Raw genomic sequence first — 26,656 nt, 5'->3', positions numbered from 1 at the left:
GAACCGGCGGTCCGACGTCTGGCGTAGCCGTCGACCGTGACCGGACGGCCGGGGCGGCGCGCGGTCTAGGGTCGGCCCCGGGACGGCGCGGCCGTCCACGCACCCATCGCGGTGCTCACGACCGTTCCCGGGCCGGTCCGAGCCGCACCGGCCCGCTCACGCTGGGGGGACCACCATGCCCGAGCAGCACGAAGGAACCGAACGGCACGAAGGAACCGCACAGCAGCCGGCACCGCGGCACCCGGGAGGATCCCGCCTCGGCCGCCGCCGGCTGCTCCGGGCCGGCCTCGGCGCGGGCGGCGCGCTGGCCACCGCCCGGCTGCTGCCCGGCGGCGCGGCCTGGGCCGCCACGGCACCGGACACCGACCACGGCACCGCGCAGTACGACGGCCTCTGGCCGGAGGCTCGGCGGGCCGGCCTGCGCACCGACACCGCCGCCGCACAGGTCTGGCCGGACTGGGCCCGCTACGCCCGCATCGCCGACGGCACCTTCAACGAGCCCGCCGACATGCAGAGCTACGTGGACGCCCTCAAGGCGCAGGAGGTCAGCGTCATCGAGCTGGACACCCTGCTCTCCGACTGGCTCACCGACGCCCAGTTCGCCGCCCACATGGCCGAGGTGAAGATGTTCACCAAGCTGGCCCACGCCGCCGGCCTCAAGGTCGTCATGTACTACCCGTCGCTGGAGCTGATCTCCCCCGGCGGGGAGAAGGGCCGCTCCTTCTACAAGAACGACCAGGGCAAGAACTGGGTCCAGCGCGACCTCGCCGGCAAGCCCAACGTGTTCTACGGCAGCGTGGTGGTCTGGGTCGACCCGGGCGACGAGAGCGTCTGGCTCAGCCCCAACTCCCCCTGGCGGGACTACTACCTCAACCGGATCAAGGGCGTGGCCGCGACCGGCGTGGACGGCATCTGGCCGGACGTCCCGATCTACTTCGACGGCGTGCTCTCCTGGTGCGACGCCTCCACCTGGGGCGCGGCCGCGTTCAAGGCCGACACCGGCCTCGACCTGCCCAAGGCCCAGAACTTCGCCGACCCGGTCTTCCGCCGCTACGTCGAGTGGCGCCACCGCAACCTGCTCCGGTTCCAGCTGGACATCGCCGACGCGGGCCGCTCGGTCAACCCCGACCTGGTCACCTTCGTCGAGACCGTGTCGATGGACTACCGCTACGCCACCTCGATCGGCCTGGACGGCGGCTACCTGCGCCAGGCCCCGGGCGCCGTCAGCCAGGTCTGGGAGGTGGACATCCTCGGCAACTACGACGGCATGCGGCACGCCACCGCCTCCGACTGGGTCTGCCTGATCTCCATGTACAAGTACGCCCGCGCCGCCAGCGGCACCAAGCCCGCCTGGGCGTTCTCCTACGGCTGGCAGGCCGACGACGCCTCGCTGGTGATGTCCCAGCTGATCGCGGCCGGGTGCAACCCGTACGAGGTGAAGACCCCGTTCAAGAACGACACCGTGGACGCCGCGATGCGCACCCGGATGTACCGCTTCGTGCGCACCAACCAGGCGAAGCTCTACGACCCGGTCTCGATCGCGCAGGTCGGCGTCTACCACTCGGCCCCGTCGCGGGACTACGTGGCCCCGGGCGAGGGCAACGGGATGTACGTCAACGCCACGGCCCCGGCCGGGATCGCCGACTGGTGGGGCGGTGACGACCCGCAGATGAGCTGCGCCTCGATCCCGTGGCTCGGCGAGTTCCGGGGCGCCGTCAAGGCGCTGGTCTACGCCCACGTCCCGTTCGACACGGTGCCCAGCCCCGGTCTGACCGCCGACGACCTGGCCCGGTTCAAGGTCCTGCTGCTGCCCAACCTCCAGGCGGTCTCGGACACCGAGGCGGCACTGCTGCGCGGCTTCGTCTCGGCCGGCGGGACGATCGTCATCACCGGCCCCGCACCCACCGCGCTGGACGAACTGGGCGGTCAGCGCAGCGAGTTCGCGCTCTCCGACGTGCTCGGCCTGCGCAAGGCCGACCCACTGCCCGCCACCAGGCAGAACTCCTACGGCAGCGGCAGCTGCTGGTACGTCAAGGCGCTGCCCGGACTGAGCTACCTGACCAAGACCGACCAGGCCTCGGCGGACCAACTGCTCACCGCGGTACGGCAGTCCGCCCCGCCCGCGGTCACCCTGGCCGGGGACCGCCGGATCTTCCTGGACGCCCGGCGGCTCGGCGCCGACACCGTCGTCCACCTGGTGAACTTCAGCAACTTCGCCGACACCCCGGCGGCGTTCCGCGGCGCTCCCGCCAACTGCACGCTCTCCTACGCCCTCCCGGCCGGGGCGGGCGTCACCGCCGTCACGGTCGCCAGCCCGGACGGCACCGACCCGGCACCCAAGGCCGTCCCGTACACCGTCACCGGGTCGACGGTCAGTGTGCCGCTGACCGTCGCCCAGTACTCGGTGGTGACGATCACGGTCGGATAGCGCCCGCGGGCGCGGGGGTCCGCCAGAGGGCGGCGGGGCCGGCCTCGCCGCCCGGAGCGGACTCGAAGGCGATCCACCGCCCGTCCGGGGACCAGCTCGGCGCGCCGTCGTAGGCGGTGTCGTCGTGGGTCACCCGGACGGGGGTTCCGCCCTCCGCGTCGACCACGAAGACCTGGGCGTTCGGCAGGTTCCCCAGATTGGAGGAGAACACCAGGAAGCGGCCGTCCGGGGACCAGCTCGGGTCGGTGTGCTCGCCCGGGACGTCGGTGACCCGCCGCAGTCCGCCGCCGTCCGCGCCCACCGTCCACAGCGACCAGTCGTCACGGCCCGCGTTCCGGCGCTGGAAGACGATCCGGTCGCCCTTCGGGGACCAGTTCGGCTGCCGGTTGTCGGTGCCGGTGCCCGGGCCGTCGACCAGCAGGACGGTCTCGCCGCCGCCTCGGCGGACCTTCCGGATCGAGTCCCGCCCGGCCGGGTCGCCTTCCCCGGCGGCGTGCTCCGGCTCCCGGCTCTGCTGGAACACGATCCACTCGCCGTCCGGGGAGAAGCTCGGCTCGCTGTAGCCGCTGCCGTCGCTGTGCCTGGTCACCCGCTCGGGGGCGCCGCCCGGCCGCATCAGCCAGACCTCGTCGTGCTCCGACTCCCGGTCGGTGGCGAAGGCGAAGGCGTCGGCGGCGGCGTTCCAGCTGGTGCCGGGGAGGTTGACGGCCGCCTTGTCGGGATCCTCCACCACCTTGCGCGGAGCGCCGCCGTCCACGGGGAGGATGCCGAGGGCGGCGTCGCCCTTGTTGTAGCCCCCGCTGAACTCGGTGAGCAGCACCGAGCGGCCGTCCGGGGCGAAGGCGGGGTTCTGCGCGCTGTGCCCGCCGCCGGGGCGGTAGAGCAGCCGGGCGCCGTCGGCGCGGCGCTCGGCACCGGCCGACGGTGGGTCGGCCGGCGGCGCACCGCCCGAGGGCACTTCGGCCGACGGCGCATCGACCGGCGAGGTGCCGGCCGGCGACGCACCGGTTCCCGAGCCCGAGCCACCGCATCCGGCCAGCAGCAGGGCGGCGGCCACGGCGGCCGCCCCGAGCGAACGAATCCTCATGCCCACAAGCTAGTTGACGTGGCGTCAGCTGTCGTACGCCGCCAGGCGGATCGGGCACCGCCGTCCAGCAGGGGCCGGTGGGACCTCGCCGAGGCCCCGCCGGTCGGGTGCGTCAGCCGGCGCTCCGCTCCAGCCGGACCAGCGCGTCCACCGCGACCCGACCACCGGCCGCCGCCCCGCTGTCCTGACCGCCCCCGCCGCCCTTGTGGCCCGGCTCCCCGCCGACCACACGGTGCACCCGCTCGGCCCGGACGGTGCGCAGCCCGTGGTCGGCGAGGTCGGCCAGGACGTCCTCCGGGGTGAAGAGCACGGCCGGGTCCTGCGGCCCGCCGACGCCCTCGGTGAGGTTGCTGAGGTCGTGCCCGAGGACCAGCAGGGTGCCGCCGGGGGCGAGCGCGTCGGCGGCGCGGCGCAGGGCGGCCCGGCGGTCCGCGGCGGGGAGCTGCAGGTAGGCGACCAGGACGAGGTCGTAGCCCGCGGCGGGGGCTTCCAGGGCGCGGGCGTCGCCGTGGCGCCAGGTGAGCCGGTCGGCGACCTCGTCGGGCAGGTCGGCGGTGAGGCGTTCGGCGCGTTCCAGGGCGACGGCGGAGAAGTCCAGTCCGGTGACCTCCCAGCCCTGGGCGGCCAGCCAGATGGCGTTGCGGCCCTCACCGGCGGCCAGGTCGAGGGCGTGGCCGGGGGTTCGGCCGGTCAGTTCGCGGACCACCCACCGGTTGGGCGCGGCGCCCCACACCAGCTCGCTCGCGGCGTAGCGGTCGTCCCAGTCCTGGCTGTCCATCGCGCCTCCTCCGTTCGACGGGCCTGCTCGTACCGGCCAACCTACCGGGCCGCCGCCGACCCGGCCGGAAGCGGTCCAGCGGGCGGACACCCTTGACGGCGAATATTGGTCCAGTCCAATCTGTTCAGTCGTGACGTGCACGGGTCGGCCGCCCGTCGTGTCCGCGCACCGCCCGTCAGCACGCGTCACCCTGCCCGCGCGCCCCCACCGCGCCCGGGCCGGCTCCCCTCGGCCCACCCGGGCCACCGCACCGCCGGAAACCCCCACACATCCGGAGGACCCACCGCATGCACGACCGTGTCCTGCCCGCACGGCCCGCTCACCCCTCCGGGGAGCGCGCCGGCCGCCGGGCCGCCCACCGCAGAAGGGCCACCGCGCTGGCCCTGGCCGCCACCCTGACCACCAGTGGCGCCGCCATCGCCCTGACCTTCGGCTCCGCCTCGGCGGCCCCGGTCAACCTGATCGCCAACGGCGACTTCGAGGCCGGCACCCTGGCCGGCTGGACCTGCTCCAACGGGTCGGTCGTCACCACCCCGGTGCACGGTGGGACCCACGCGCTCAGCGGCGCCGCCTCGGCCGCCGACACCGCGCAGTGCCAGCAGACCGTCACCGTCCAGCCGAACACCACGTACACCCTGGCCGGCTGGGTCCAGGGCAGCTACGTCTACCTGGGCGCCACCGGCACCGGCGTCAACTCCTCGGTCTGGACGCCCGGCGGGACCGGCTGGAACCAGCTGAGCACCACCTTCACCACCGGTGCCACCACGACCTCCGTGACGGTCTTCACCCACGGCTGGTACGGCACCGGCACCTACTACGCGGACGACCTCACGCTGACCGGCCCGGCCGGCCCCACCTCGACCGCCAGCCCGACGGCCACCGCCAGCCCCACGGCCACGGCCAGCCCGACGGCCACCGCCAGCCCCACCGCGACGGGCAGCCCCACCGCCACCGGAAGCCCGACGGGCACCCCCACGACCACCACGCCGACCCCGACGGCCACCGCGAGCGGCCCGGCCGGGGACGGCAAGGTCACCACGCCGACCGGCTTCGCGGTCACCAGGACGACGTCCAACGCGGTGGTGCTCACCTGGCAGCCGTCCACCCTCACCAGCGGTGACGGCGCGGTCGCCTACAAGGTGTGGTCCAACGGCCAGCTGGTCGCCACCTCGATGGGCACCTCCGTCACGGTCAGCTCGCTGCTGCCGGGCAAGAGCTACACCTTCAGCGTCCAGGGCTACTCCGGCAGCCACGCCTCCGCCCAGTCCGCGCCGGTGAGCACCACGACCGCGGCGGCCCCCGCCCAACAGCCGGTCCGCTCGGCCTACTTCGACCAGTGGGGCGTCTACGAGAACGCGTACAACGCGAAGAACGTCGACACCAGCGGCGCGGCGGCCAAGCTGGACGTCGTCCACTACGCGTTCGCCAACATCGACCCGACCAGGTTCACCTGCTTCCAGGCGGTGAAGGCCTCCGACTCGGCCAACGAGTCCAACCCGAACGCCGGTGACGGCGCGGGCGACGCCTACGCCGACTACCAGGCCGACTACGGCTCCGGCACCAGCGTGGACGGCACCGCCGACACCTGGGAGCAGCCGCTCAAGGGCAACTTCAACCAGTTGCGCCAGCTGAAGGCCAAGTACCCGAACCTGCGCTTCACCATCTCGATCGGCGGCTGGACGTACTCCAAGTACTTCTCCGACGCGGCGGCCACCGACTCCTCCCGCAAGGCCTTCGTCTCCTCGTGCGTCGACATGTTCCTCAAGGGGAACCTGCCGACCGGCGTGGCCGGTGACGCCTCCGGCGGTCCGGCCTCGGCGGCCGGCCTCTTCGACGGTGTCGACCTCGACTGGGAGTACCCGGGCTCGGCCGGCGGCCACACCGGCAACCACTACTCCGCGGCCGACAAGCAGAACTTCACGCTGCTGCTCAAGGAGTTCCGCACCCAGCTGGACGCCCTCGGCACCGCCCAGGGCAAGCGGTACCTGCTGACCGCCGCGCTGCCCAGCGGCCAGGACAAGATCGCCCAGCTGGAGACCGACAAGATCGGCGCCTACCTGGACTACGCCGACGTGATGTCCTACGACATGCACGGCGCCTGGGACGCCACGGGCCCGACCAACCACCAGGACCCGCTGCACGACAGCCCGGCCGACCCGACCACGCCGATCACCCCGGGCACCCGCAAGTACAACGTGGACACCACGCTCGCCGCGTACACCACCGGACTGCCCGAGTACGGCATCCCCGGCGGCTTCCCGGCGAACAAGATCGTGCTGGGCATCCCGTTCTACTGGCGCGGCTGGACCGGTGTCCCGGCCGGCTCCGACTACGGCCTGTACCAGAGCGCGACCGGCCCGACGGCGAAGAAGCCGCTGAGCCAGGAGGCCGGCCTGGCCGCCTGGAAGGAGCTCAACCCGACCGCGGCGCAGAGCCACTGGGACCCGGTCACCGAGAGCAGCTGGGTCTACGACGGCACCAACTTCTGGACCGGTGACACCCCGCAGGCCGTCCAGGCGCGCGGGGCGTACGCCAAGAGCAAGGGCCTGGGCGGGCTGTTCGCCTTCTCCCTGGAGAACGACGACGCCGCCGGCACGATGCTCAACTCGATGGACAGCAGCCTGCGCTGACGATTCGTCGGAAACGAGCGGTGGCCCGCACGGAGCATCCGTGCGGGCCACCCGCGGCTCGTCCCGCCGTACCCGTCTCGCCCGGGCGCGGCCCGACCGGCCTCAGCGCGCCCGGCCACGGCCCGGCGGCACCGGGTCCGTCCCGCCCGCGCCCGGACGGCAGCGCAGCAGCCGCCCGGCCGTCAGCCGGGCCCCGCGCAGCGCGCCGTGCCGGTGCAGCGCCTGCACCGCGTAGGTCGAGCAGGACGGCGTGTACGGGCAGCAGGCCGGGCGGCGGGGGCTGACCTCGGTGCGGTAGTAGCGCACCGCGCCGTACAGCACCCCGGCCGCGAACCCGCGCGGGGCGGGGGCGGACGGATCGGCCGTCCGGTGCCCGCGCCACCCGGTGAGGGCGAAGCGCACGCCGGAGACCATCATCACCGGGATCAGGACGATCAGGCAGGGATCGGCGATCTCGCAGCAGCCGTCGAAGCAGCAGTCCGCGCCCTCGTTCCGGAGGTGCTTGCGCCGCTGGGCCTTGGCGTGATCCTCCTTGCGGTAGCGCTCCCGGTAGCCCTCCCAGACCCGGCGCTGCTTCTTCCGTCGCAGCCGCTCCGAGGCGGGCAGCCACCACCAGGCGCGCTCCGGGCGGGCCGGTGGGAAGTGGGCGCCGAGATCCGGCGTCGGGTCGGACACTGCTGACGATCCCCTCGTTCTCTCCGTCGGGGGCCGACCCACGACGATCCGGGCAAGATTATCCGAAGATCATCTACCCGGATCCGGCGCCTCGGCCCCTCGACTCCTCAGCGCCTCGGTGCCTCGGTACCTCGGTGCCTCGACCCCGTGGCCTCCGTACCCCCGCGCTCAGCCGCCGAGGTTGAGCTCGGGGAAGAGGTCCTCGAACGGCTGGGTGGTCACCGAGACGCTCCGGGAGAAGGGATTGTCGAAGTCCCAGATCATGAACAGCAGGAAGGCGATCAGCACGCTGAAGCAGAGCGCCAGCGTCAACTCCCTGGGCGTGCGCCGGATCTGCAGCGCGAACAGCATGCCGATGGTCACCACCGCCCCGCCGATCAGGCCGAACCACACCACCCCGGGCATCGTCGGCCCGGCGTTCTGGCCACGCGAGTTACGGGCCTCGGAGGCCTGGCTGACGCGGTCCATGATCGACTGGTAGCCCTGCGACTCCAGGTCGGAGGCGGGAGACCGGGTGGCGACGTCGTTCTGGAGCTTCTGGAGCAGCTGATCGCCCTTCTCGGTGATGCCACCGTTCTCCTGCATGTAGGACCACTCGGTGTTCACCACGTACGAGACGTAGGCGTCCACGTCGGCCCGGACCTGGTCGCGGAACTCCGCCGGGTAGATCACCGCGCGGTCGCTCACCTCGCGCAGCGACTGCGCCTCGCGGAACAGGTCGTCCTGGGCGGCGCCGCGCGCCTCCCAGACACCCGCGATGGCGAGACCGAGGACGATCGCGTAGACCACCCCGATCATCATCGTGATGTACTCGATGACGTCCGGGGTCTCGTCGGTGCTGTCCGCCGCGATCGGCCGGCGCTGCCTGAGCACCACCACCGCCACCACGACGGCACAGGCCGACGCCAAGGCGATGACCACCGCCACCCACTCGGACATGGGAACTCCCTTCTCTGGCTTGGCTTGTGACGGAACGGAAGGCCAAGGGGGCATCCCCCGGCCCGGGGAGCGTGGCCCGCCGCAGGCCGGGAACCGCTCGGCGGGCCGTCAGGAGGCGATCAGGACGGACCCGAACGACCGCGTCCTCGGCCACCACGCCCGGGACGCAGGGCCGCCGCCGCGAGCACCCCCGGGACCATGATCACCAGCAGCATGGTGGTCATCGAGGTGCCCTGGTGCTGCTTGGCCATGGCCTTGGGCTGCGACCTGGGGACGTGGAACACGGGCTGCGCCGACGGGGTCGGCCACAGCGGGCTCGGACGCGCCGCGCTCGGCGAGGCCCCCGGGCTGGGGGCGGACGTGTCGGGTACCGCGGGGCTATCGGCCGCGGGCGCGGGGACCACCGGAGCGGGCGCGGGGACCGCCGGTGCCGGGGTGGGCGGCGCGGGGGCCGGAGCGGGCGCGGGCGGCACGGGCGACGGACCAGGCGCCGGCGGTGATCCGGGGGCGGACGGTGCCGGGGATGCCGGGGGCGCGGGTGACGAGCTGGGGACCGGTGTCGTACTGGGCGACGGCGTTGTCGGCGTCGAACTCGGGCTCGAACTCGGGCTCGGGCTTGAACTCGGGCTCTGCGACGGCGTGGGGCTGGGAGTCGGCGTCGGAGTCGGAGTCGGCGTGGGAGTGGGGGTTGGCGTCGGGGTCGGCGTGGGAGTGGGGGTTGGCGTAGGCGTCGGGGTGGGGGTTGGCGTGGGGGTCGGCGTGGGAGTGGGGGTCGACGTAGGCGTAGGCGTGGGAGTGGGGGTCGACGTAGGCGTAGGCGTGGGAGTGGGGGTCGACGTAGGCGTAGGCGTAGGGGTGGGGCTGAGCGTCGGCGTAGGAGTGGGGGTGGGGATCTGAGTCAGCGTCGGCGTGGGCGTCGGCGTGGGAGTCGGACTCGGGCTTGGACAGGGGTGCGGGTGGTGGTGATGATGGTGATGGTGGTGCCAGTGATGCCAATGGAGCCAGTGAAGCCAGTGGTGGTCATCGTGCTCGTCGCCCTCGTGACCCGGCCTGACCTGCCCGGATCCACCCTGCCCCTCGGCCGGCCACCCGGGCCCGCCCGGCAGCCCCGCCGGGCGCGAGGGCGAGGGGAAGGACGGTGCGGGGAAGGACGGCAACGGGAGATTCGGCACCGAGAACGACGGCGTCGGGAAGTGCGGCCCGGTGGGCTTCGAAGTGGGCCTGGGCGAGTGGCAGGGGTGGTGCCCGTGCGGGGGCCAGTGCCCGTGGTGCCCCGGGCCGAGGCCCGGCGCGGCGCTGATCCCCACCTGGACGTCCACGTCCACGTCCACGTCCACGTCGACGTCCACACCGATGCTCAACTGACCGTCCGGCCCCACCGACATCGACACGTCGGTCTCGTCGCACACGCAGACGTCCACCACCGGGCCGTGCGGGTACCCGCCGGGGTGGCCGGCGCCGGACGCGGTCGCACCGCCGACCAGCGCGCAGATCGCGACCACGCCGGCCGACGCGCCGAGCAGTCGTACCCGTCGCCCGCGGGCCGCGCCCCCACCGCCACCGGGCGATATCCGGCGGATCTGCCGACGCACGGGCATGGGCTCCACACACCTCTCGGATCGTCCGGGGAGAACGGAACGGCCTCGGGCCGACCGGCCCCGGAGGAACGGCTTGAACGGGTAGAACCGACGAAAGGACCGAACTCGGTCGCATTCCCGACAGGAACTCCATCGAGTACGACCAGAAATGATCAGGCATGGTCAGGCGGACGGCCCGCCTTCGAGAGCGGGCCGTCCGTCATCAGGTCAAACGATCTTCGAGTCGACCGGTTACGGCCTGCGCTCACCGTCCCCCGCGCTCAGCTGCGACGGTTCGCGATCTCCACGTTCTCCAGCACGCCGACCGCGTCCGGCACCAGGATGGCGGCCGAGTAGTAGGCGCTGACCAGGTACGAGATGATCGCCTTCTCGTCGATGCCCATGAAGCGGACCGACAGCGACGGCTGGTACTCGTCCGGGATGCCGGTCTGGTGCAGGCCGATGACGCCCTGGTTGTCCTCACCGGTACGGATCACGAGGATCGAGCTCGTGTTCTCCTTGGTGACCGGGATCTTGTTGCACGGCAGGATCGGCACCCCACGCCAGGCCGGCACCTGCTGTCCGCCGAGGTCGACGTGGGTGGGGTACAGCCCACGGGCGTTGAACTCCCGGCCGATCGCGGCGATGGTCCGCGGGTGGGCCAGCAGGTAGTCGGGGTCGCGGCGGCGGTTGAGCAGCTCGTCCAGGTCGTCCGGGGTGGGCGGGCCGGAGTGGGTCTGGATGCGCTGGTCGAAGTCGGCGTTGTTGAGCAGGCCGAACTCCGGGTTGTTGACGAGCTCGTGCTCCTGGCGCTCGCGCAGGGCCTCGATCGTCAGCCGCAGCTGGTGCTCGGTCTGGTTCATCGGCTGGTTGTACAGGTCCGCGACGCGGGTGTGGACCTTGAGGACGGTCTGCGCGACGCTCAGCTCGTACTCACGGGGCTTGAGCTCGTAGTCCACGAAGGCGCCGGGCAGCTCGAACTCGCCGTGGTGGCCGGCCGACATGGCGATCTCGGCCTCGCCGCGCTCGTTCTGCGCCTGGAGCGGCAGGGCCAGGAAGCCCTGGAGGTGCTCCTGGAGGCTGGGGGCGTTGTCCCGGATGGCGGCGAAGTCCGCCCGGGTCAGCGTCAGGGCGACACCGGCGGTGGTGGTCTTGGCGGTGAACTCCCAGACGGCGTCGGGGTTCAGCAGCGCGTCGTCGCCGAAGCGGTCGCCGTCGCCGGCCACGCCGACCACGGTGTCGTCACCGTACTTGCCGGTGCCGATCTTGTTGACCTTGCCGTGCGCGATCAGGAAGATCCTGTCGGCGGCCTCGCCCTGGGTGGTGAGCACCTCGCCGGGGCCGAAGTCCCGCTGCTGGCAACGGTCGGCCAGGGCGGTGAGGACGTCCTCGTCCTCGAATCCGCGCAGCAGCGCCAGCTCGCCCAGCTCGGCCGGAATGACCCGGACCTGGGAGCCCGTCTTGATGAACTCCACCACGCCGTTGCCCACGGCGTACGTGAGCCGACGGTTGACGCGGTAGGCGCCACCGGCGGCCTGGACCCAGGGAAGCACCTTGAGCAGCCAACGGGAGGTGATCTCCTGCATCTGCGGTGCGGACTTGGTCGTGGTGGCAAGGTTCCGGGCAGCGGCCGTCGCAAGGCTCTGCTGCTTGGCCTGCACTGCCTCCGGGCTCGTGTCCACGGTCATCGGCAGGGCTCTCCATTCCTGTGATCGGGTCACGCGTCCAGGGGCGTACGGGCCCGTCCTGGCGCATGGCATGGCGAATCATCAGATCCGCTTACTGGTGGGGGCGTTGGCGAATTTCGCGAAGTGCGGCCACCGTCTCCCGGCGACCCATCCGGAACCCTAGATCACCAGGGCCCGGCCGGGCCCGCACGGAGGCCGACTACCCCCCGATAGGGTGAATCTCGGCCGGTCCGCCCCCAAGGTCCCACAAACTCCGGGAACATCCGTTCGCCCCGGCGGTCCCCGTGCCGCCACCGGCTTTCCCCCCGGTCAGGACCCTGCCGGACGACCCGGAGGCCGTCGCCCGGCGTCAACCCGGCGCACGTTCCGGCCGCGGAACCCGCGCGGCGCGGCAACGGCCGCGGAACCCGCGCGGCAACGACAGCGGACGGGCGAGCGGGCCGCCGCGGAAAAGCGAACGGCCCGCCAGGGCCGGCACGGGGGGAACCGGCACCTGACGGGTGAACGGGGGTGCGCAGTGGGGGGCCGCACCGGGATTCCCGCGCGGCGAGGTCGGTCCGGCGAGGTCGGACCGGCGACGTCGGACCGGCGACGCCTGCGGCTCCGACGACGCCCGCGGCTCCGACGGAGGTCAGGCGCAGGCGACCTGGGTGCCGGGGACGCCGACGATGCCCGAGTTGTTGGACTCGCCGCCGTTGTACTCGTAGTACAGGTAGGAGTAGAAGTCGATCCGGGTGCCGGGGCCACAGGCCGAGTCGGGGGCGACGGTGTACGTCACCGTGAAGGCGCTGCTGGCGCCGGGGGCGAGCGGCACGTTGTAACGGGCTATGCCGCCGTGGACGTTGTCACTGCACCCGTTGGTCTGGGTGCCGCACGCGGTCGCGCTGAACTTGAGACCGGTCTCCAGGCTGGTGGCGTAGGTCTCCTGGACGCTCTGGTAGACGAACTGGATCGGGGTGTCGTACGGGTTGGTCAGCGTCAGGGTGAGCGTGAACTCGCCGCCGCGCACGGTCGTCTGCTTGTCGGAGACGGCCGTGAGCGGCAGTTGGCTGTCGGCCCGGGCGGCGGGGGCGGCGGAGAGGAGCAGTCCGACGACGAGGGCCGGACATGCGGCGAGCGCGGCGCGACTCAGGTGTGTTCTGCGCATGACCAAGGAGCGTAGGCGCCGATTCCGCCAGGGTTGCGCTCCTCTGCCCCGGTCCGTACCGACGCAGGAGCGGCGAGCGGACACCGCGCACCGGCCCGCCCGCGTTCCGGCCCCACGGGCCGACCCGGAGCCCTATGCTTCGCCGCCCCTCCCCCGGCCCCGGACCACGCCCTTCGGTGCTCGGCCACTCACGCACACGGCGGCAGGATGTCGCAGAGCGCGCCGAGCGCCGCCGGGTAGGCGTGGTCCGGTGGCGTGGCGTAGCCGACCACCAGGCCGTCGACGGCGGGCATCGCCTCCTCGCCGACCGCCGGGTGCCGGTAGTCGGCGAGCCCTTCGACGGCCAGGCCCCGGTAGACGGCGGCCTTGAGCACCGAGCGCTCGGTGCCCGGCTCCAGGCGCAGCACCGCGTGCAGGCCGGCCGCGATGCCGGACACCTGGACGTGCGGGGCGCGGGCGGCGAGCGCGGCCACCAGCTGGTCCCGGCGCTCCCGGTAGCGGCGGCGCATCCGGCGCACGTGCCGGTCGTAGCCGCCGGAGCCGATGAACTCGGCGAGGGTCAGCTGGTCGAGGGCGCTGGCCCAGCCCTCGCGTTCCCCCTTGGCGGCGAGCGCCCGGTCCACCAGGTGGTCGGGCAGCACCATCCAGCCGAGCCGCAGCGCGGGGGTCAGGCTCTTGCTGGTGCTGCCGAGGTAGACCACCCGTTCGGGGTCGAGGCCCTGGAGGGAGCCGACCGGCTGGCGGTCGTAGCGGAACTCCCCGTCGTAGTCGTCCTCCAGGAGGAGCCCGCCGCGCCCGCGCGCCCAGTCGACGACGGCGGCGCGGCGGCCCGGCTGCAGCGGGCCGCCGGTGGGGAACTGGTGGGCGGGGGTGAGCAGCGCCGTCCGGACGTCCGGGTGCCGCGCCAAGTCGCCTGTCCTGGCGCCTCGTTCGTCGATCGGAAGCGGGACGGTGGGGACGCCGGCGGCGGCCAGCAGCCCGCGGTGGAAGCCCAGCCCGTACGCCTCGACGGCCAGCGGACCGTGCTCGGCGGGCGGCAGGACGGGCGCGGCGCCGTCGAAGAGCAGCCGCAGCGCGTGGGCGAAGCCGGAGCAGACCACGATCCGGTCGGGGTCGGTGCGCACGCCCCGGGCGCGGGCGAGGTAGTCGGCGAGGACGGTGCGCAGTTCGCGCCGGCCCTGCGGGTCGCCGGGGCCGAAGGCCTCGTTGGGGGCGGCGGTCAGGGCGCGGCGGGCGGCGGCGAGCCAGGCGGCTCGCGGGAAGGAGGAGGCGTCGGGCTGGCCCTGGCGCAGGTCGTGGATGGGGCCGGGGCGGCGGGAGGGCCGACGGGCCCGGGTGCGCGGGACGGGTTCGGCGCGTTCGGCGACGGTGGTGCCGGAGCCCTGCCGGGCGGTCAGCCAGCCCTCGGCGACGAGTTCGGCGTAGGCCTCGGCGGCGGTGTTGCGGGCCAGGCCGAGGTCGGCGGCGAGGGTGCGGTAGGGCGGCAGTCGGGTGCCGGGGGTGAGTCTGCCGCTGCGGATCGCCTCGCGCAGGGCCGCCATCAGGGCGGCGCGGCGTCCGCCGGTGGCGGGGAGGTCGAGGTGGAGGTCGTTCCCGGTCGGGTGGGCGGGCTCGGAGGGGTGCGTGCCCCGCGTGTCCGTCATGGTCACGCACCCTACCGGCCGCCTCTCGGCGGCTGCCCCGCCGCCCCACCGCCCCGGGAGAGGGCTACGGCACGACGGTGACCGGCCAGCGGCCGGCCTTCACCAGCCGGACCGCCACCGATCCGATCACCTTGTGCCCGGCCTGCTCGGAGACGCCGACCACCACGGCGTCGGCGCGCAGTTCGTCCGCGAGCTTGGCGAGGCCGGTGTACGGGTCGCCGCGCATGGTCAGGAAGCGCCACTCCACCTTCCACACCTCGCGCACCCGGTGCTCGGCCTCGCGCAGGGCGGTCAGCAGCTCCTCGGCGATCTCCTGGGTGGTCTCCTCCACCGCGGCCCCCGCCAGGGCGGTCGCGGCGCCGAGGATCGGTTGGATGTACGCCACCGCGAGGACGGCGCCCTGCCGGCGGGCCAGTCCGGCGGCGTAGGCGGTGGCGCGCCAGGAGGAGTCCGAGCCGTCCAGGCCCGCCAGGATCACGCCGGGGCCGTCGGTGCCCAGCTCGAAGCCCGCGGGCGCGGCCGCGGGCTCGTGGTCCTCGGCCCCGATCGGCGCCCCCGCCGCGGCGGCCCCTCCGGGAGCGGCGTCCGCCGCCCCACCCGTACCGGCGTCCGCCTCTTCCGCGTCCGCCGTGTCCGCTGCATCGCTCTCGTTGCTCATGGGCCTGAGGCTATGCCCGCCACCGACGGTGACGGCACCGGGCACTCCGCGTGAGGGCTGTGGCCCGGGCCACCCGGGCGGACGGCCGCGGCGGCGGAATCGGCACCGGCGGCTGGCCGACCGTCACGCGCTGTCGACCGTGTGGGCGGCCTCACAGCGGTTCCGGGGCGGGTCCGGAGTGGTGCGGGCCACTTGGGAGGGCTTTTCGATCTTGGAAATGGTGGCAAATCGGGCGAAATCGCCACATTTCCTTGATTCTTACCCCCGGTAACGGGCCTCTGACGTGGCCAAACCTTCGAATCCTTGAAACCACCCCGACCGCCCCCGTAACTTCGAACCCGTTGCACCGAGCGATTCGCTCCGGCCGGGCCGACCGCCCCCGAGCAGAACGGTGCAGGACCACGCGAGTGACGTGTCCCCGAAACCGACGGCCTTCCGAGGGCCTGGTTCCGCGCGCTCGCAGACCCCTCCGAAAGGAACCCCATGACCTTCCGTAACGAGACCGCCGCTGCCACCACCACTGCCACCCCGAAGCGCCGCAACCGCGTCCGGATGGCTCTGATGGCCGGGGCGCTCACCGCCCTGCCGGTGGCCGGCCTCGTCACGGCTACCAGCGCCTCCGCCGCGCCGGCTTCGGTCTGGGACAAGGTCGCCTCCTGTGAGGCGACCGGCAACTGGGCGATCAACTCCGGCAACGGCTTCTACGGCGGCCTGCAGTTCACCCAGAGCACCTGGGCCGCCTTCGGTGGCACCGCCTACGCCCCGCAGGCCCACCAGGCCACCAAGGACCAGCAGATCGCCATCGGCGAGAAGGTCCTGGCTGCCCAGGGCCCGAACGCCTGGCCGGTCTGCTCCGCCAAGGCCGGTCTGACCAAGTAGGACCCCCGCGCCGGGACCGCGCGCACCGAGGCCGCCGCACCCCACCCGGGGTGCGGCGGCCTCGTCGTGCTTCCCGACGGCAGCGGACCTCGGCACGCGTCCGGCGGGGGTTCGGGCGGTCAGTGCTTCATGTAGACGCTGTCCATGAACTCGATGATCTGCTGGTCCGTCAGCCGCTGGCCGTCGCGGTGGCCCATCGCCAGGTCGGCCTCGCTGATCATGCCCACCAGCCGGTCCCCGTCGATCACCGGGATGCGCCGGATCTGGTGCTGCTCCATCTTGCGCAGCACCGCCTCCATGCTGTCCTCGGCGCGCACGCAGTGCAGGTGGCCGGCCAGTTCCATGGCCGTCATCTTGGCCGGGTCCTTGCCCTCCGCGATACATCGCAGCACGATGTCGCGGTCGGTGATGATGCCCTTCAGCTTCTGGTCGTCGCCGCAGATCGGCAGCGCACCCACGTTCTTGTCACGCATCATCCGCGAGGCCTCGGCCAGCGTCTGGTGGGCGCCGATGCACTGGGCGCCGGTGTGCATGATGTCTCGGGCAGTGGTCACGGGGACTCCTTCGTCGGTGGTTCCCCCCGCTGGTCCCCCCGTCTCCCCCGGCGGTGCTCCCGGGCTCCCTCCGGCGGAGCGGAGGCCGGGTGACCGCGTCCTCACCATAAGCAACCCCGTCCTCGCCCGCGACCCCGGCCCGGCGCCGAAAGGCCGGGACGGCCGGTGCGGCCGCAGAGTGGAAGGCGGAACCACCCGTGCTTCCCGAGGAGTGAGCGATCCGTGGACGCCACCGAGACCCCCGCCCCGCAGGTCTGGCCCAACCTGCGCGCCACCGACGCCCGGGCCCTGATCCGCTTCCTGGTCGACGCCTTCGGCTTCCGGGAGGTCGTCACCTACGGCGAGGGCGAATTCGTCGCGCACGCCGAACTCGCCTGGCCCGAGGGCGGCGGCGTGATGCTCGGCTCCGACCGCGAGACTCCCGAGGGCGACGTGCCCTGGCCGAGCAGGCCGGGCGGCTTCACCGCGTACGTGGTCACCGCCGACCCGGACGGCGTGCACGCCCGGGCGGTGGCCGCCGGGGCCCGGATCATCACCGGGCTGTACGAGACCGACCACGGCTCGCGCGACTTCACCGCCGCCGACCCGGAGGGCAACCGCTGGTTCTTCGGCACCTACCCGGGCGCGCCCCGGCCGGCCGCCCGCCCGCGGGGGTGACGCGGTGCGCACGCCGGCGGAGCGCCCGCCCGGGGGCCCCGGAACCGGCGCGGTGGTCGGAGCGGTCGGAGGCGGACCGTGCCGCAGATGACGGTGGACGGGCGCACCCTCGCCCTGTCCCACCTCGACAAGGTCTACTACCCGCGCACCGGCACCCCCAAGGGCGAGGTGCTGCGCTACTACGCCGCCGCGCACACCGCGCTGCTCCCGCACCTGCGCGACCGCCCGGTCTCCTTCCTGCGCTGCCCGGACGGCGTCGAGGCGGAGGTGTTCATCGCCAAGAACCCGCCGCCCGGCACCCCGGACTGGGTGCGCACGGTCGACGTGCCGAGCAACACCGGCGAGCTGCGCCAGGTGGTGCTGGAGAACGGCGCGGCGCTGCTCGCGCTCGCCAACCTGGGCTGCCTGGAACTGCACGTCCCGCAGTGGCACGCGGCCGCGCCGGCCCTCGCCGACCGGCTGGTGCTGGACCTCGACCCCGGCGAGGGCGCGGACGTGCTCACCTGCCGCACGGTCGCGCTGCTGCTGCGCGAGCGGCTCGCGGCGGACGGCCTGACCACCTGGGTGAAGACCTCAGGCTCCAAGGGCCTGCACCTGCTGGTCCCGATCGAGCCCACGCCGAGCGCCCGGGTCTCCGCGTACGCGAAGGCGCTGGCCGCCGCCCTGGAGGCCGAGCGCCCGGAGCTGGTGGTGCACACCATGGCCAAGGCCCGCCGCCGGGACCGGGTGCTGGTCGACTGGTCGCAGAACAACGCCAAGAAGACCACCGCCGCGCCGTACACCCTGCGGGCCCGGCCGCTGCCGACCGTGTCCACCCCGCTGGCCTGGGCGGAGCTCGACGCGGCCGCCGACGAACGGGACCTGGTCTTCACGCTCGCCGAGGTGCCCGGCCGGCTCGCCGCGCACGGCGACCTGCTCGCCCCGCTGCTGGACCCCGGGCGGGCCAGGCCGCTGCCGTCCGTGCCCTCGGCGGCCGGAGCGGACCCGGCCGAACCGGCCGAACCGGAACCGACCGGACCGAGGACCGCCGGGCGGAGGGCCGCCGGACCGAAGACCGCCGGGCGAAGGGCCGCCGGGCGGAGGGCCACCGGACCGGAACCACCGGCGCGCCAGGTGCTGCACCCGCCCGTCGAGGTGATGCGCCCGGCCGCCGTGACCTCCGTCCCGCCCGCTGACGGCCTGGGCGGCGGAGGCGTGCAGTACGAGCTGAAGCTGGACGGCTTCCGCTGCGTCGCCTTCGCCCGGGGCGAGCGGCCCGCGTACCTCCAGTCCCGCAGCGGCCGCGACCTCGCCCCCGAGTTCCCGCCGATCGCCGCCGCCGTCGCCCGGCTGCCGGAGGGGCTGGTCCTGGACGCCGAACTGGTCGCCTGGCGCGACGGCCGGTTCGCCTTCGGCGAGTTGCTGCACACCCGCCAGGCCAGGGCCGCCGCCCCCGAGGTGGCGCTCGGCCTGATCGCCTTCGACGTGCTGGCGCTGCCCGGCCGCGACGTCCGCCGGCTGCCGCTCACCGACCGCCGCCGGTTGCTGCTCGCGGCGCTCGCCGACGTCCCGCCGCCGGTCCAGCCGGTCATGGCCACCACGGACCGGGCGGAGGCGCTGGAGTGGATGGAGCGGCTCGCGGACACCGGAGTGGAGGGCCTGGTCTGCAAGGCCGCCGCCGCCCCCTACCGCCCGCGCGGCGCCGGCCGCGTCTGGGTCAAGTACCGCCGCAGCGACACCCTCGACGCCACCGTCCGCGCCGTCACCGGCCCGGCCGCCCACCCGCACGCGCTGGTCCTCCAGCTCGACGACGGCCGGGTGTTCCTGACCACCCCGCGGCTCACCCCGGTCCGGTCCCGCGAGGTCGCCGAGGTCGTCCGCCCGCTGCTCGGCCCGCCCTCCACCGACCCCGACCACGGCCCGGTCCACCCGCTGACCTCCCCGCTCAGGGCCGAACTCACCCTCACCGGCCGGCCGCCCACCGCCACCTTCGTCCGCCTCCGGGGCGACTGACCACCGGCTCGCCCCCGCCCCCGCTCACCCCCGCCGCTTCGCCGTCACATGGGCGAACTCCGTCACGAAGGCGTCGTCGAACAGCGGCAGGTCGCCGGGCTTGCGGCTGGTGACGAGCGGACCGGGGCCGTCGTGGCAGACGTGCACCGGCTCGTCCACCCACTGCGCGCCGGCGTTCACCAGGTCGGTGCGCAAACTGGGCCAGGAGGTGAGGGTGCGGCCGCGCACCGCGTCGGCCTCGATGAGCGTCCAGGCCGCGTGGCAGATCGCCGCGACCGGCCGGCCGGCGGCGCAGCAGGCGTGCACGAAGGCGACCGCCGGGCGGTCCAGGCGCAGCCGGTCGGGGTTGGCGACGCCGCCGGGGAGGACCAGCCCGTCGTAGTCGGCCGGGTCGGCGTCGGCGACCAAGGCGTCCACGGCGAAGGTGTCGCCCGCGGCGCGGTGCCGGACGGCCTGGACCCGGCCCGCGGCCGTGGACAGCAGCCGCGGGGTGCCGCCGGACTCGGCGACCGCCTGCCACGGGTCGGTCAGTTCGACCTGCTCGGCCCCGTACGGCGCGACCAGGAAGGCGATCGTCCGGCCGGTGAGCGTGGTGGAGGGCCAGCCCATGGCGCCCTCGCTCAGCGCGGGTGCGGGGTGGTCAGGTCGACGGCCGCGGGCGGGGCGGAACTCAGCCGGGCGCGCGGGCAGTCGAGGTGGACGGTGCGGTCGAGGTGGTCGAGCCGGGCGACCAGTCCGGTCGGGACGAGCACCCGGGTGCCCGGCACCCAGGGCTCGGCGTCGACCAGCAGGTGGTCCCCGGTGTCCTGTTCGACCCGGCCGACCGGGCCGTCGGTGGCGCGCACCTCGTACCCGACCAGCGTGAGGTCGGCGGCGGGATGGGAGCCCGGACGGTGCTCCCACAGGTCGGTGGTCATCACGCTCACGCCTCCGGACGGTCCCATGGGCGCCGCTCGCGGCGCTCCCGACGTTCCCTGGCCTCCGCCGGGTCGATCAGTCCGCCGTCGCCGCGGGCCGTGCGCCGGCGGCGCAGCAGCTCGGAGGCGGCGACCGCGGCCGCCACCGTGGCCGCCCAGACCACGCCGAGCGCGGCCAGCACCGCGGGGGCGGGTGTCCGTACGCCCACGCCGAGGCAGATCGCCGTCATCACCAGGGCGGTCAGCACGACCCCCGCCGAGATCCTGCGCCCCACCGCGCGGAGCACGCCCCGGACCCGACCGGGCGGCTTGGCGCCCATCGTGCTCAGCTTGCGGTCGAGCCGTGTGTCCTGGCGCAGATCGGACTCGATCTCCTCGAGGAGCCGCCGCTCCCATCCGCTCAACGCGGGTCCGTCCATCTCGGTCACCTCCGACACTTCGGGTGACGTGCTCGCACCCGGCGGTTGCCCGGTGCGAACCGGCGCTAACCGTTCCGGGCACCGCCTGTTCCGGCGCCCACGGGCCCGAAGGCCCGGGGGCGCGCGAGCAGGCTGTCGTCCAGGACGCTCAACAGGGCGGCGGCGTCGCGGTGGACCTCGACCGCGCCCGCCGCCCGCAGCTGCGGGCCGGTGTCGCGGCCGGCCGCCAGGGCGACGCACGGCACCCAGGCCCGCCGCGCCGCCCGCACCTCGCGCACGCTCCCGGCGACGGCCACGGCGTGCCAGGGCCTGCCGTCCACCAGGTCCAGCGCGGCCCGCACCGGGTCGTCCCCGGGATCGGCCACGGTCAGTGCCGGGGCACCGGCCGGCCCCGGGCCGGTCAGCACCACCGTCCACCCCCGGGCGGCGCACTCGTGCAGCAACTCGGCACCGCCGGGCAGCGCGGGCTGCCACCAGTCGGTACCGAAGAGGGCCGCCGAGACCACCGTCATGACCACCGCTTCCGTTCGCGGGCGACACGCCGAACGTTCCCTTCCAGGTTAGGTCGTTCCCGGGCCGCGCGCGCAGCCTGCGCCGGGGCCGGAAAAGGGAGTGGTCACGGATGATCCCCAGGCCCTAGGGTGTCGCCCCGTCACATTGGTCCAGTCCAGGAGCCCGTTCCCCGATGTCCTCGCCCGCCGTGTACCGCTCGCCGAGACCCACCGCCACCGTCTCCACCGTCCTGCTCGCCGTGGCCGGCGCCGCGACGCTCGCCTCCCTCGGCACGGGCTTCCGCCTGTACCTGGAGGCCGGCGAGCTCGCCGACGACGTCGAAGCCGACGGATCCGCGCTGACGGACGCGGCGCAGCTCTACGAGGGCGTCGGCCTCCTCCAGGTGGTGGCCCTGGCCGCCTCCGCGATCGCCTTCCTCGTCTGGTTCTACCGGGTGCGGGTGAACGCCGAGGTCTTCGACCCGCACGGGCACCGGTTCCGGCGCGGCTGGGCGATCGGCGGCTGGTTCACCCCCGTGGTCGCCCTCTGGTTCCCGCGGCAGATCGCGGGCGACATCTGGCAGGCCACCGCCCGGCCGGACGCCTCGGGGATCCGCATGCGGCTCCCACAGACGCTGCTCACCCTCTGGTGGATCACCTTCTGGCTCTCCAACGCGGCCGACCGGTTCGGCAACCACTACCTCGGTACGAGCGCGGCGCAGTACGCGGACGGCTACCAGGAGGCCGTCGGCTGGCTGCTGATCGCCGACCTGCTGTCCGTGGTGGCTTCGGTCTTCGCCGTCCTGGTCGTCCAGCGGCTGACGGCCATGCAGGAGGAGCGTTTCACCGAGTCCGCCACCCCGGTGTTCGGCGGGGTCCACGGCGGGACGGTATGGAGCTGAGCCCACCTGGAGGAGGGCTCCCGCCGGGGAGCCCTCAGTCCGTGAACGGGTCGGAGGCCAGCCGGGCGTGCAGGTGCTCGTCCACGTAGACGCCCCCGTCGTAGGTGTAGGAGCCGCGCAGGGTGCCCTCGTACGGGAAGCCGGCCCGCACCGCGACCCGGCAGGAGTCCTCGTTGGCGACGGCGTGGTACAGCTCGATGCGGCGGACGCCGGCGTGCTCCACCGCCCAGCGGGTGACGGCGGTGGTGGCCCGGCTGGCCAGGCCCCGGCCGCGGGCGGCGGCGAGCAGCCAGTAGCCGATCATGGCCACTCCGTCGTCCCGGTTGGTCCACCCCAGGTAGGCGTTGCCGCAGAGGCTGCCGTCGGCGGCGTCGACGATGGCGAAGGGGGCCGCGGTGCCGTCGGCCCAGTACTGTTCGCAACGGGCGAGGTAGGTCTCGACGACGACCTGGCCGGTGGCGCTGAGCGGGCTCCAGCGGGCGACGGCCGGGTCCGCCGCGGCGGCGGTCAGGGCGGGCCCGATGCCGCCGGGCACGTCGAGGTCGGGCCCCCACGGGCGCAGCAGGGCGTCGCCGAGGTCGAGGACGGTGGGGCGGAAGACGCGGCGGTCGGTGTCCGGATCGCTGATGGTCATCCCGTCTTCCTATCCCCACGTCTCCCGGGCCCGCCAACGAATTTCCCGGCGCCCGGGCGGGCGCGGCGGCGTCCGGTCGGCCACCGGGCGCCGCCGGGCGGGCGGGGCGGGCGGGGCGGGGTCAGATCCGGGCCAGGTAGCCGTTCTCCACCAGCCAGAGCACGTTCAGCTTGGCCGGGCCGCCGGGCAGCAGGGTGCCGTCGAGCTGGTACTGCAGGCCCCAGCCGGGCTGGTTGAACCAGGGCGCGATCGGGCCCGCGTGCACGGTGAAGGCCTTGACGACCTTGTAGTCGTGGTAGTTGCAGGCGGCCGGCGGGTTGCCGTCCAGGCTCTGCGGCGGGAGCGCCCGGTTGGCGTAGGGCAGGCCCTCGGGGGCGAGGTAGGCGCCGTACTCGCTGCCGTAGCGGTCGATGTTCTGGTTCGGGTGGAGCGTGAGGTCGAACTCGATCGGGCTGCCGTCGGGCAGGGTGGCGTAGCCGTCGGCCGGCGGGTATATCCAGCCGCCCTTGCCGCCGTTGCCGGCCGGGTCGTAGTACTCGGCCAGGAAGTCCTGCTCGCCGGCGCCGCCGGTGCGCTGGTAGCCGGCGAGCTGGCGGCCGACCGGTCCGGTGGTCGGGAGGTCGGCGGGGCCGAGGCGGGCGTCGTCGTGGCGGAAGGCCGCGGAGCACTGGTCGGATGGGGTGGCCGCGGGGGCCGCGACGGCGGCGGGGGTGCTCACGGCGGTGAGGGCGGCGGCCGCGGCGAGCGGCGCGACGAGCAGGCGAAGGCGAAGGCGCACGGTGTCTCCGTCGAACGGGTCAGCGGTCGAGAAAGGAGCCACGGAGGGGCGTTGTGCTCACCCTGCGTGGCTGGTTCGACACCAGGCAATCGGATCATCTGATCATTCGTCAACATGATCAGAACAATTGCGCGTTCGACTCTGCGGATTCGGCCGAAGCCGGGACACCGGGACCGCCCGTCCGCGAGGATGGGCGGTCCCGGTGCCGCCGGATCACCGCCCCGGGGCGACCTTGCCGAGCAGGTGGAGCAGCCGGTCCAGGGCGTCCTTGGAATTGGGCTCGGTCAGGTTGACCATCAGCCGGAACGCCACCTTCAGCAGCGCCGGGTGGCCGAGCCCGGCGGCTCCGGCCGCGCCGAGCAGCTTCCGCCGGCCCAGCAGGTCGGCGGCCACGCGGCCGAGCGCGAAGTAGCCCGCGTAGGCGGAGCGCAGCGCCTGGGGGTAGGCGCGCAGGGCGAGATCGCGGCCGCGGTCGGTGCGGCGGGCGAGGGCCTGGACGATGGTCTCGGCGGCGAAGCGGCCGGACTCCATCGCGTACGCGATGCCCTCGCCGGTGCCCGGGCTGACCGTGCCGCCCGCGTCGCCGACCAGCAGCAGGCCGTCGGCGTAGTGCGGCTGCCGGTTGAGGCCCATCGGCAGGGCGGCGCCGCGGATCGGCTCGGTGACCGCGTCGGGGGTGTAGCCGTACTCCGGGGGCAGGCCGTCGCACCAGCGGCGCAGCAGCTCCCGCCAGTCCACCTCGGTCCTGGCGGTGTCGAGGACGCCGAGGCCGACGTTGGCGGTGCCGTCGCCCATGCCGAACACCCAGGCGTAGCCCGGCAGCAGACGCCGGGCCGGGTCGTTGGGGTCGCGCAGGTCGAGCCAGGCCTCCAGGTAGCGGTCGTCGTGGCGCGGGGTGGTGAAGTACGTCCGGTAGGCGACGCCCATCGCGCGGTCGGTGCGGCGGTAGCGCCGCATCGCCACCGACAGCCGGGTGGAGTTGCCGTCGGCGGCGACGACGATCGGGGCCCGGTAGGCGGCCGTCCGGCGCTCCTCCCCCAGTTTGGCGGTGACGCCGGTGATCCGGCCGGTCCGCTCGTCCAGCAACGGGCCCGTCACATTGGCGCGTTCGATCACCCGGGCACCGGCCGCGGCGGCCTTGCGGGCGAGCAGTTCGTCGAAGTCGGCGCGGCGGCGGACCAGTCCGTACCCGGGATAGGCGGAGAGCTCGGGCCAGTCGAACTCCAGCGAGCGGTGCCCGGCGATCAGCCGCAGGCCCCGGTTGTGCAGCCAGCCGGCCTCCTCGGAGACGTCGATGCCGAGGTCGGTCAACTGCTTGACGGCGCGCGGGGTGAGGCCGTCGCCGCAGACCTTCTCGCGCGGGAAGGCGGACTTCTCCAGCAGCAGGACGCCCAGTCCGGCCCGGGCGAGGTGGGCGGCGGCGGTGGAGCCGGCCGGCCCGGCGCCGACCACGATGACGTCGGCGCTCTCCGCGGGGGCGCCGGCCCCCTCGCCGCCCCGGACGGCGTCCTCGTCCCCGTCCTCGCCCCTGACGGCCTGCTCGCCCTCGACGGTCTCCTCGGGCCGGACGGTCTGCTCTGGGCCGGGCATCGCACTCTCCCACGGGTCGGATCGGCTGTTCACACGACAAGGTCCTCGGACTGGGCGGTTCCGGACGGACGATAGAGAACCCCGGCACCCGCCCGCCGCCCCGACACGCAGGCCGCCGCCCCGGACCGGTCAATACCGGCCACCGCGGGCTCGCGGGTTCACCCGCCGGGCCGGGGCCCGGGGTTGACCGCTCGACCGGCTCTGACACCGGTGAAATGATCACAACCAGGTAATCAGATCGTTGTAATGAACTAGTCGGACCAATCGCCGTTAGCGATGCATTTCGGCCAAACCTCCCTTGCGTCACGTTTCCCGCTGCGGGGACTGTTGTGCCCCTCCCGTCGCACGGCACCGGCTCCCCGCCGAACGGCGACGGAGGCTCTCTCCCACCGCGCGGGCCCGTCCCGGCCCGGCCGTACCCGATGGAACCCTGATGCACCTCCGCTCCACCGCCGCGCGCTCCCTGGTGGCCGTCCCGACCGCCGCCGCGCTCATGCTGCTCGCCCCCGCCGCGTACGCCGCCGCGGGCGGCAAGGGCGGCGCCCCCGGCAACAACGGCACCGTCAAGATCCACGACGCCGCCACCGGACAGGAGGACGTGCGCAACGAGCCCAAGGTCTGCACCTTCTACCTGGACTCCTTCGGCTTCGACGCCAACCAGGACGTGATCTGGGCGATCGCCACCGTCGGCCCCAAGGGCGAGACCCTCGCCGCGTACGGGGACATCCCGGTCGACCCGCACGGGCACGTGCGGACCGAGGACATCCACCTGCCGGACGGCCACTACAAGCTCTACTGGCAGTCGGTCGAGCTGGTGAACGGTCAGCTGCCGGAGAACGCCGAGCTCAACAAGCCCAAGCACAAGGTCTTCAAGGTCGACTGCGGCGGCCAGAGCCCGACGCCGACCGGCAAGCCCTCGCCGACCGTGACGCCGACCCCGGTGAAGACGCCGTCGACCGGCCCGACCACTGTTCCCTCGCAGAGCCCGTCCACGCCGGCGACGACGCCCGCCACGACCCCGGCCCCGACCACCCCGCCGGCCTCGGCCTCGGCCTCGCCGAGCGCGAGCGCGAGCACGAAGCCCGCCGAGACCCCGAGCACCACCCCGAAGCCGCTGCCGCCGACCACCACCCCGACCAGCCCGGCGGCCACCACCCCGGCCACCACCCCGGCGACCGGGGAGCCCACCGAGGAGCCCACGACCGCGCCCAGCGGTGCCCCGAGCCCGGCTCCGTCGAGCACGCCGACCGGCACCGTGCCGGTGCACAAGCCGTCCACCGAGACCCCGGTCAACCCGGAGCAGCCGCTGATCAAGCCGGACAAGGTCAGCGTGCCCACCCCGATCCCCGGCGCCGCCACGGACGGCAAGAAGCTGGCCACCACCGGTAGCGACGGCACCCTGCTCTACGCGGGCGCCGGCACCGTGCTGCTGCTGGGCGGTGCGGGCGCCGTGGTCTACGCCCGCCGTCGCCGCACCAGCTCCTGAGCTGACCCGCCCGGGGCCTCCCGGGCGACGCGCCGCGACCGAGCCGCGGCGCCACTGAGCCCCTGGCCCGCGGACAGCCGCGGACCAGGGGCTCCCTGCCGTTCCAC

24 protein-coding genes and 2 pseudogenes are annotated in these 26,656 nt (G+C 74.0%); 8 read left to right on the top strand and 18 right to left on the bottom strand.

Translation table 11 applies throughout. The annotated features are described in order from the left end of the window. Nucleotides 1–175: 175 nt before the first annotated feature. Complete coding sequence (locus ACIQ87_RS34620; protein WP_402414813.1) at nucleotides 176–2,428, top strand: hypothetical protein; 2,253 nt, start codon at nucleotides 176–178, stop codon at nucleotides 2,426–2,428. Here the strand turns inward: ACIQ87_RS34620 and ACIQ87_RS34615 are convergent. Beyond that, nucleotides 2,415–3,515: a TolB family protein gene (locus ACIQ87_RS34615; protein WP_402414811.1), complete on the bottom strand. Its 1,101-nt coding sequence runs from the start codon at nucleotides 3,513–3,515 to the stop codon at nucleotides 2,415–2,417. The genes ACIQ87_RS34620 and ACIQ87_RS34615 overlap by 14 nt on opposite strands. A gap of 112 nt (nucleotides 3,516–3,627) precedes the next feature. After that, the gene (locus tag ACIQ87_RS34610; RefSeq protein ID WP_402414808.1) at nucleotides 3,628–4,293 is read right to left on the bottom strand and encodes a class I SAM-dependent methyltransferase; all 666 of its coding nucleotides are present in this window, start codon (nucleotides 4,291–4,293) and stop codon (nucleotides 3,628–3,630) included. 287 nt (nucleotides 4,294–4,580) lie between these two features. Here ACIQ87_RS34610 and ACIQ87_RS34605 point away from each other — a divergent pair, with 287 nt between their 5' ends. Continuing rightward, nucleotides 4,581–6,923: a glycosyl hydrolase family 18 protein gene (locus ACIQ87_RS34605; RefSeq protein WP_402414805.1), complete on the top strand. Its 2,343-nt coding sequence runs from the start codon at nucleotides 4,581–4,583 to the stop codon at nucleotides 6,921–6,923. Between the two features lie 102 nt (nucleotides 6,924–7,025). Here ACIQ87_RS34605 and yidD read toward each other — a convergent pair whose 3' ends face one another. The 8 genes from yidD to ACIQ87_RS34565 form a co-directional block, all read right to left on the bottom strand. Next, nucleotides 7,026–7,598: a membrane protein insertion efficiency factor YidD gene (yidD, locus tag ACIQ87_RS34600; RefSeq protein WP_402414802.1), complete on the bottom strand. Its 573-nt coding sequence runs from the start codon at nucleotides 7,596–7,598 to the stop codon at nucleotides 7,026–7,028. Nucleotides 7,599–7,766: 168 nt separating this feature from the next. Continuing rightward, nucleotides 7,767–8,537 carry a hypothetical protein gene (locus tag ACIQ87_RS34595; RefSeq protein WP_402414799.1) on the bottom strand — a complete coding sequence of 257 codons (771 nt, stop codon included), beginning with the start codon at nucleotides 8,535–8,537 and terminating at the stop codon, nucleotides 7,767–7,769. 119 nt (nucleotides 8,538–8,656) lie between these two features. Beyond that, entirely contained in the window at nucleotides 8,657–8,788 is a 132-nt protein-coding gene (locus ACIQ87_RS34590; protein ID WP_402414796.1) for a hypothetical protein, read from the bottom strand. A 127-nt stretch (nucleotides 8,789–8,915) separates the two neighbouring features. Beyond that, on the bottom strand, nucleotides 8,916–9,533 hold the full coding sequence (locus ACIQ87_RS34585) for a hypothetical protein (RefSeq protein ID WP_402414793.1): 618 nt from the start codon (nucleotides 9,531–9,533) through the stop codon (nucleotides 8,916–8,918). A gap of 862 nt (nucleotides 9,534–10,395) precedes the next feature. Next, nucleotides 10,396–11,802, bottom strand: coding sequence for a family 2B encapsulin nanocompartment shell protein (locus ACIQ87_RS34580; protein ID WP_402414790.1), 1,407 nt, complete (start codon nucleotides 11,800–11,802; stop codon nucleotides 10,396–10,398). 631 nt (nucleotides 11,803–12,433) lie between these two features. Beyond that, nucleotides 12,434–12,949, bottom strand: coding sequence for a hypothetical protein (locus ACIQ87_RS34575; RefSeq protein WP_402414787.1), 516 nt, complete (start codon nucleotides 12,947–12,949; stop codon nucleotides 12,434–12,436). Nucleotides 12,950–13,137: 188 nt separating this feature from the next. Further along, nucleotides 13,138–14,592 (bottom strand): PLP-dependent aminotransferase family protein, encoded by a 1,455-nt coding sequence (locus ACIQ87_RS34570; protein WP_402414784.1) that lies wholly within the window; start codon nucleotides 14,590–14,592, stop codon nucleotides 13,138–13,140. A 64-nt stretch (nucleotides 14,593–14,656) separates the two neighbouring features. Then, entirely contained in the window at nucleotides 14,657–15,250 is a 594-nt protein-coding gene (locus ACIQ87_RS34565; RefSeq protein ID WP_402414782.1) for a universal stress protein, read from the bottom strand. A 483-nt stretch (nucleotides 15,251–15,733) separates the two neighbouring features. On the opposite strand from ACIQ87_RS34565, the pseudogene ACIQ87_RS34560 reads away from it, so the two are divergent. Next, a pseudogene (locus ACIQ87_RS34560) lies at nucleotides 15,734–16,126 on the top strand (transglycosylase family protein); the annotation flags it as partial. Between the two features lie 122 nt (nucleotides 16,127–16,248). Here the strand turns inward: ACIQ87_RS34560 and ACIQ87_RS34555 are convergent. Continuing rightward, a complete protein-coding gene (locus ACIQ87_RS34555; RefSeq protein ID WP_402414779.1) occupies nucleotides 16,249–16,683 on the bottom strand; it encodes a CBS domain-containing protein in 435 nt (144 codons plus the stop codon). A gap of 222 nt (nucleotides 16,684–16,905) precedes the next feature. Between ACIQ87_RS34555 and ACIQ87_RS34550 the strand changes: the two genes are divergently transcribed. The 3 genes and pseudogenes from ACIQ87_RS34550 to ACIQ87_RS34540 all read left to right on the top strand — a co-directional run bounded on the left by ACIQ87_RS34550 (nucleotide 16,906) and on the right by ACIQ87_RS34540 (nucleotide 19,332). Beyond that, nucleotides 16,906–17,340 carry a VOC family protein gene (locus ACIQ87_RS34550; protein ID WP_402414777.1) on the top strand — a complete coding sequence of 145 codons (435 nt, stop codon included), beginning with the start codon at nucleotides 16,906–16,908 and terminating at the stop codon, nucleotides 17,338–17,340. 87 nt (nucleotides 17,341–17,427) lie between these two features. Further along, nucleotides 17,428–18,297 (top strand): annotated as a pseudogene (gene ligD, locus ACIQ87_RS34545) (non-homologous end-joining DNA ligase); the annotation flags it as partial. Between the two features lie 180 nt (nucleotides 18,298–18,477). Next, entirely contained in the window at nucleotides 18,478–19,332 is an 855-nt protein-coding gene (locus ACIQ87_RS34540) for a DNA ligase (RefSeq protein ID WP_402414885.1), read from the top strand. A gap of 24 nt (nucleotides 19,333–19,356) precedes the next feature. On the opposite strand, the gene ACIQ87_RS34535 is transcribed toward ACIQ87_RS34540, so the two are convergent. From ACIQ87_RS34535 to ACIQ87_RS34520, 4 genes are all read right to left on the bottom strand, one after another. Then, entirely contained in the window at nucleotides 19,357–19,941 is a 585-nt protein-coding gene (locus ACIQ87_RS34535) for a type 1 glutamine amidotransferase domain-containing protein (RefSeq protein ID WP_402414774.1), read from the bottom strand. 11 nt (nucleotides 19,942–19,952) lie between these two features. Continuing rightward, entirely contained in the window at nucleotides 19,953–20,258 is a 306-nt protein-coding gene (locus tag ACIQ87_RS34530) for a PRC-barrel domain containing protein (RefSeq protein ID WP_402414771.1), read from the bottom strand. After that, nucleotides 20,255–20,668: a DUF3040 domain-containing protein gene (locus ACIQ87_RS34525; protein ID WP_402414769.1), complete on the bottom strand. Its 414-nt coding sequence runs from the start codon at nucleotides 20,666–20,668 to the stop codon at nucleotides 20,255–20,257. The genes ACIQ87_RS34530 and ACIQ87_RS34525 overlap by 4 nt, the downstream gene beginning before the upstream one ends. Nucleotides 20,669–20,733: 65 nt before the next feature. Further along, the gene (locus tag ACIQ87_RS34520; RefSeq protein ID WP_402414766.1) at nucleotides 20,734–21,180 is read right to left on the bottom strand and encodes a hypothetical protein; all 447 of its coding nucleotides are present in this window, start codon (nucleotides 21,178–21,180) and stop codon (nucleotides 20,734–20,736) included. Nucleotides 21,181–21,353: 173 nt separating this feature from the next. Between ACIQ87_RS34520 and ACIQ87_RS34515 the strand changes: the two genes are divergently transcribed. Next, nucleotides 21,354–22,061 (top strand): DUF4328 domain-containing protein, encoded by a 708-nt coding sequence (locus ACIQ87_RS34515; protein ID WP_402414763.1) that lies wholly within the window; start codon nucleotides 21,354–21,356, stop codon nucleotides 22,059–22,061. 34 nt (nucleotides 22,062–22,095) lie between these two features. Here the strand turns inward: ACIQ87_RS34515 and ACIQ87_RS34510 are convergent, their stop codons facing one another. From ACIQ87_RS34510 to ACIQ87_RS34500, 3 genes are all read right to left on the bottom strand, one after another. Then, the gene (locus tag ACIQ87_RS34510) at nucleotides 22,096–22,695 is read right to left on the bottom strand and encodes a GNAT family N-acetyltransferase (protein ID WP_402414760.1); all 600 of its coding nucleotides are present in this window, start codon (nucleotides 22,693–22,695) and stop codon (nucleotides 22,096–22,098) included. Nucleotides 22,696–22,816: 121 nt separating this feature from the next. Further along, nucleotides 22,817–23,473 carry a TNT domain-containing protein gene (locus ACIQ87_RS34505; protein ID WP_402414757.1) on the bottom strand — a complete coding sequence of 219 codons (657 nt, stop codon included), beginning with the start codon at nucleotides 23,471–23,473 and terminating at the stop codon, nucleotides 22,817–22,819. A gap of 213 nt (nucleotides 23,474–23,686) precedes the next feature. After that, nucleotides 23,687–25,063, bottom strand: a complete 1,377-nt coding sequence (locus ACIQ87_RS34500; RefSeq protein ID WP_402414755.1) for a geranylgeranyl reductase family protein — start codon at nucleotides 25,061–25,063, stop codon at nucleotides 23,687–23,689. A gap of 433 nt (nucleotides 25,064–25,496) precedes the next feature. Between ACIQ87_RS34500 and ACIQ87_RS34495 the strand changes: the two genes are divergently transcribed. Next, entirely contained in the window at nucleotides 25,497–26,549 is a 1,053-nt protein-coding gene (locus ACIQ87_RS34495) for an LPXTG cell wall anchor domain-containing protein (protein WP_402414752.1), read from the top strand. The last annotated feature ends 107 nt before the right edge of the window (nucleotides 26,550–26,656 follow it).

The sequence above is a fragment of the Kitasatospora sp. NPDC096204 genome (assembly GCF_044763205.1).
GTDB lineage: Bacteria > Actinomycetota > Actinomycetes > Streptomycetales > Streptomycetaceae > Kitasatospora.
Note: the sequence above shows the minus strand (reverse complement) of the source record. Positions and strands in the feature narration are given on the sequence as shown.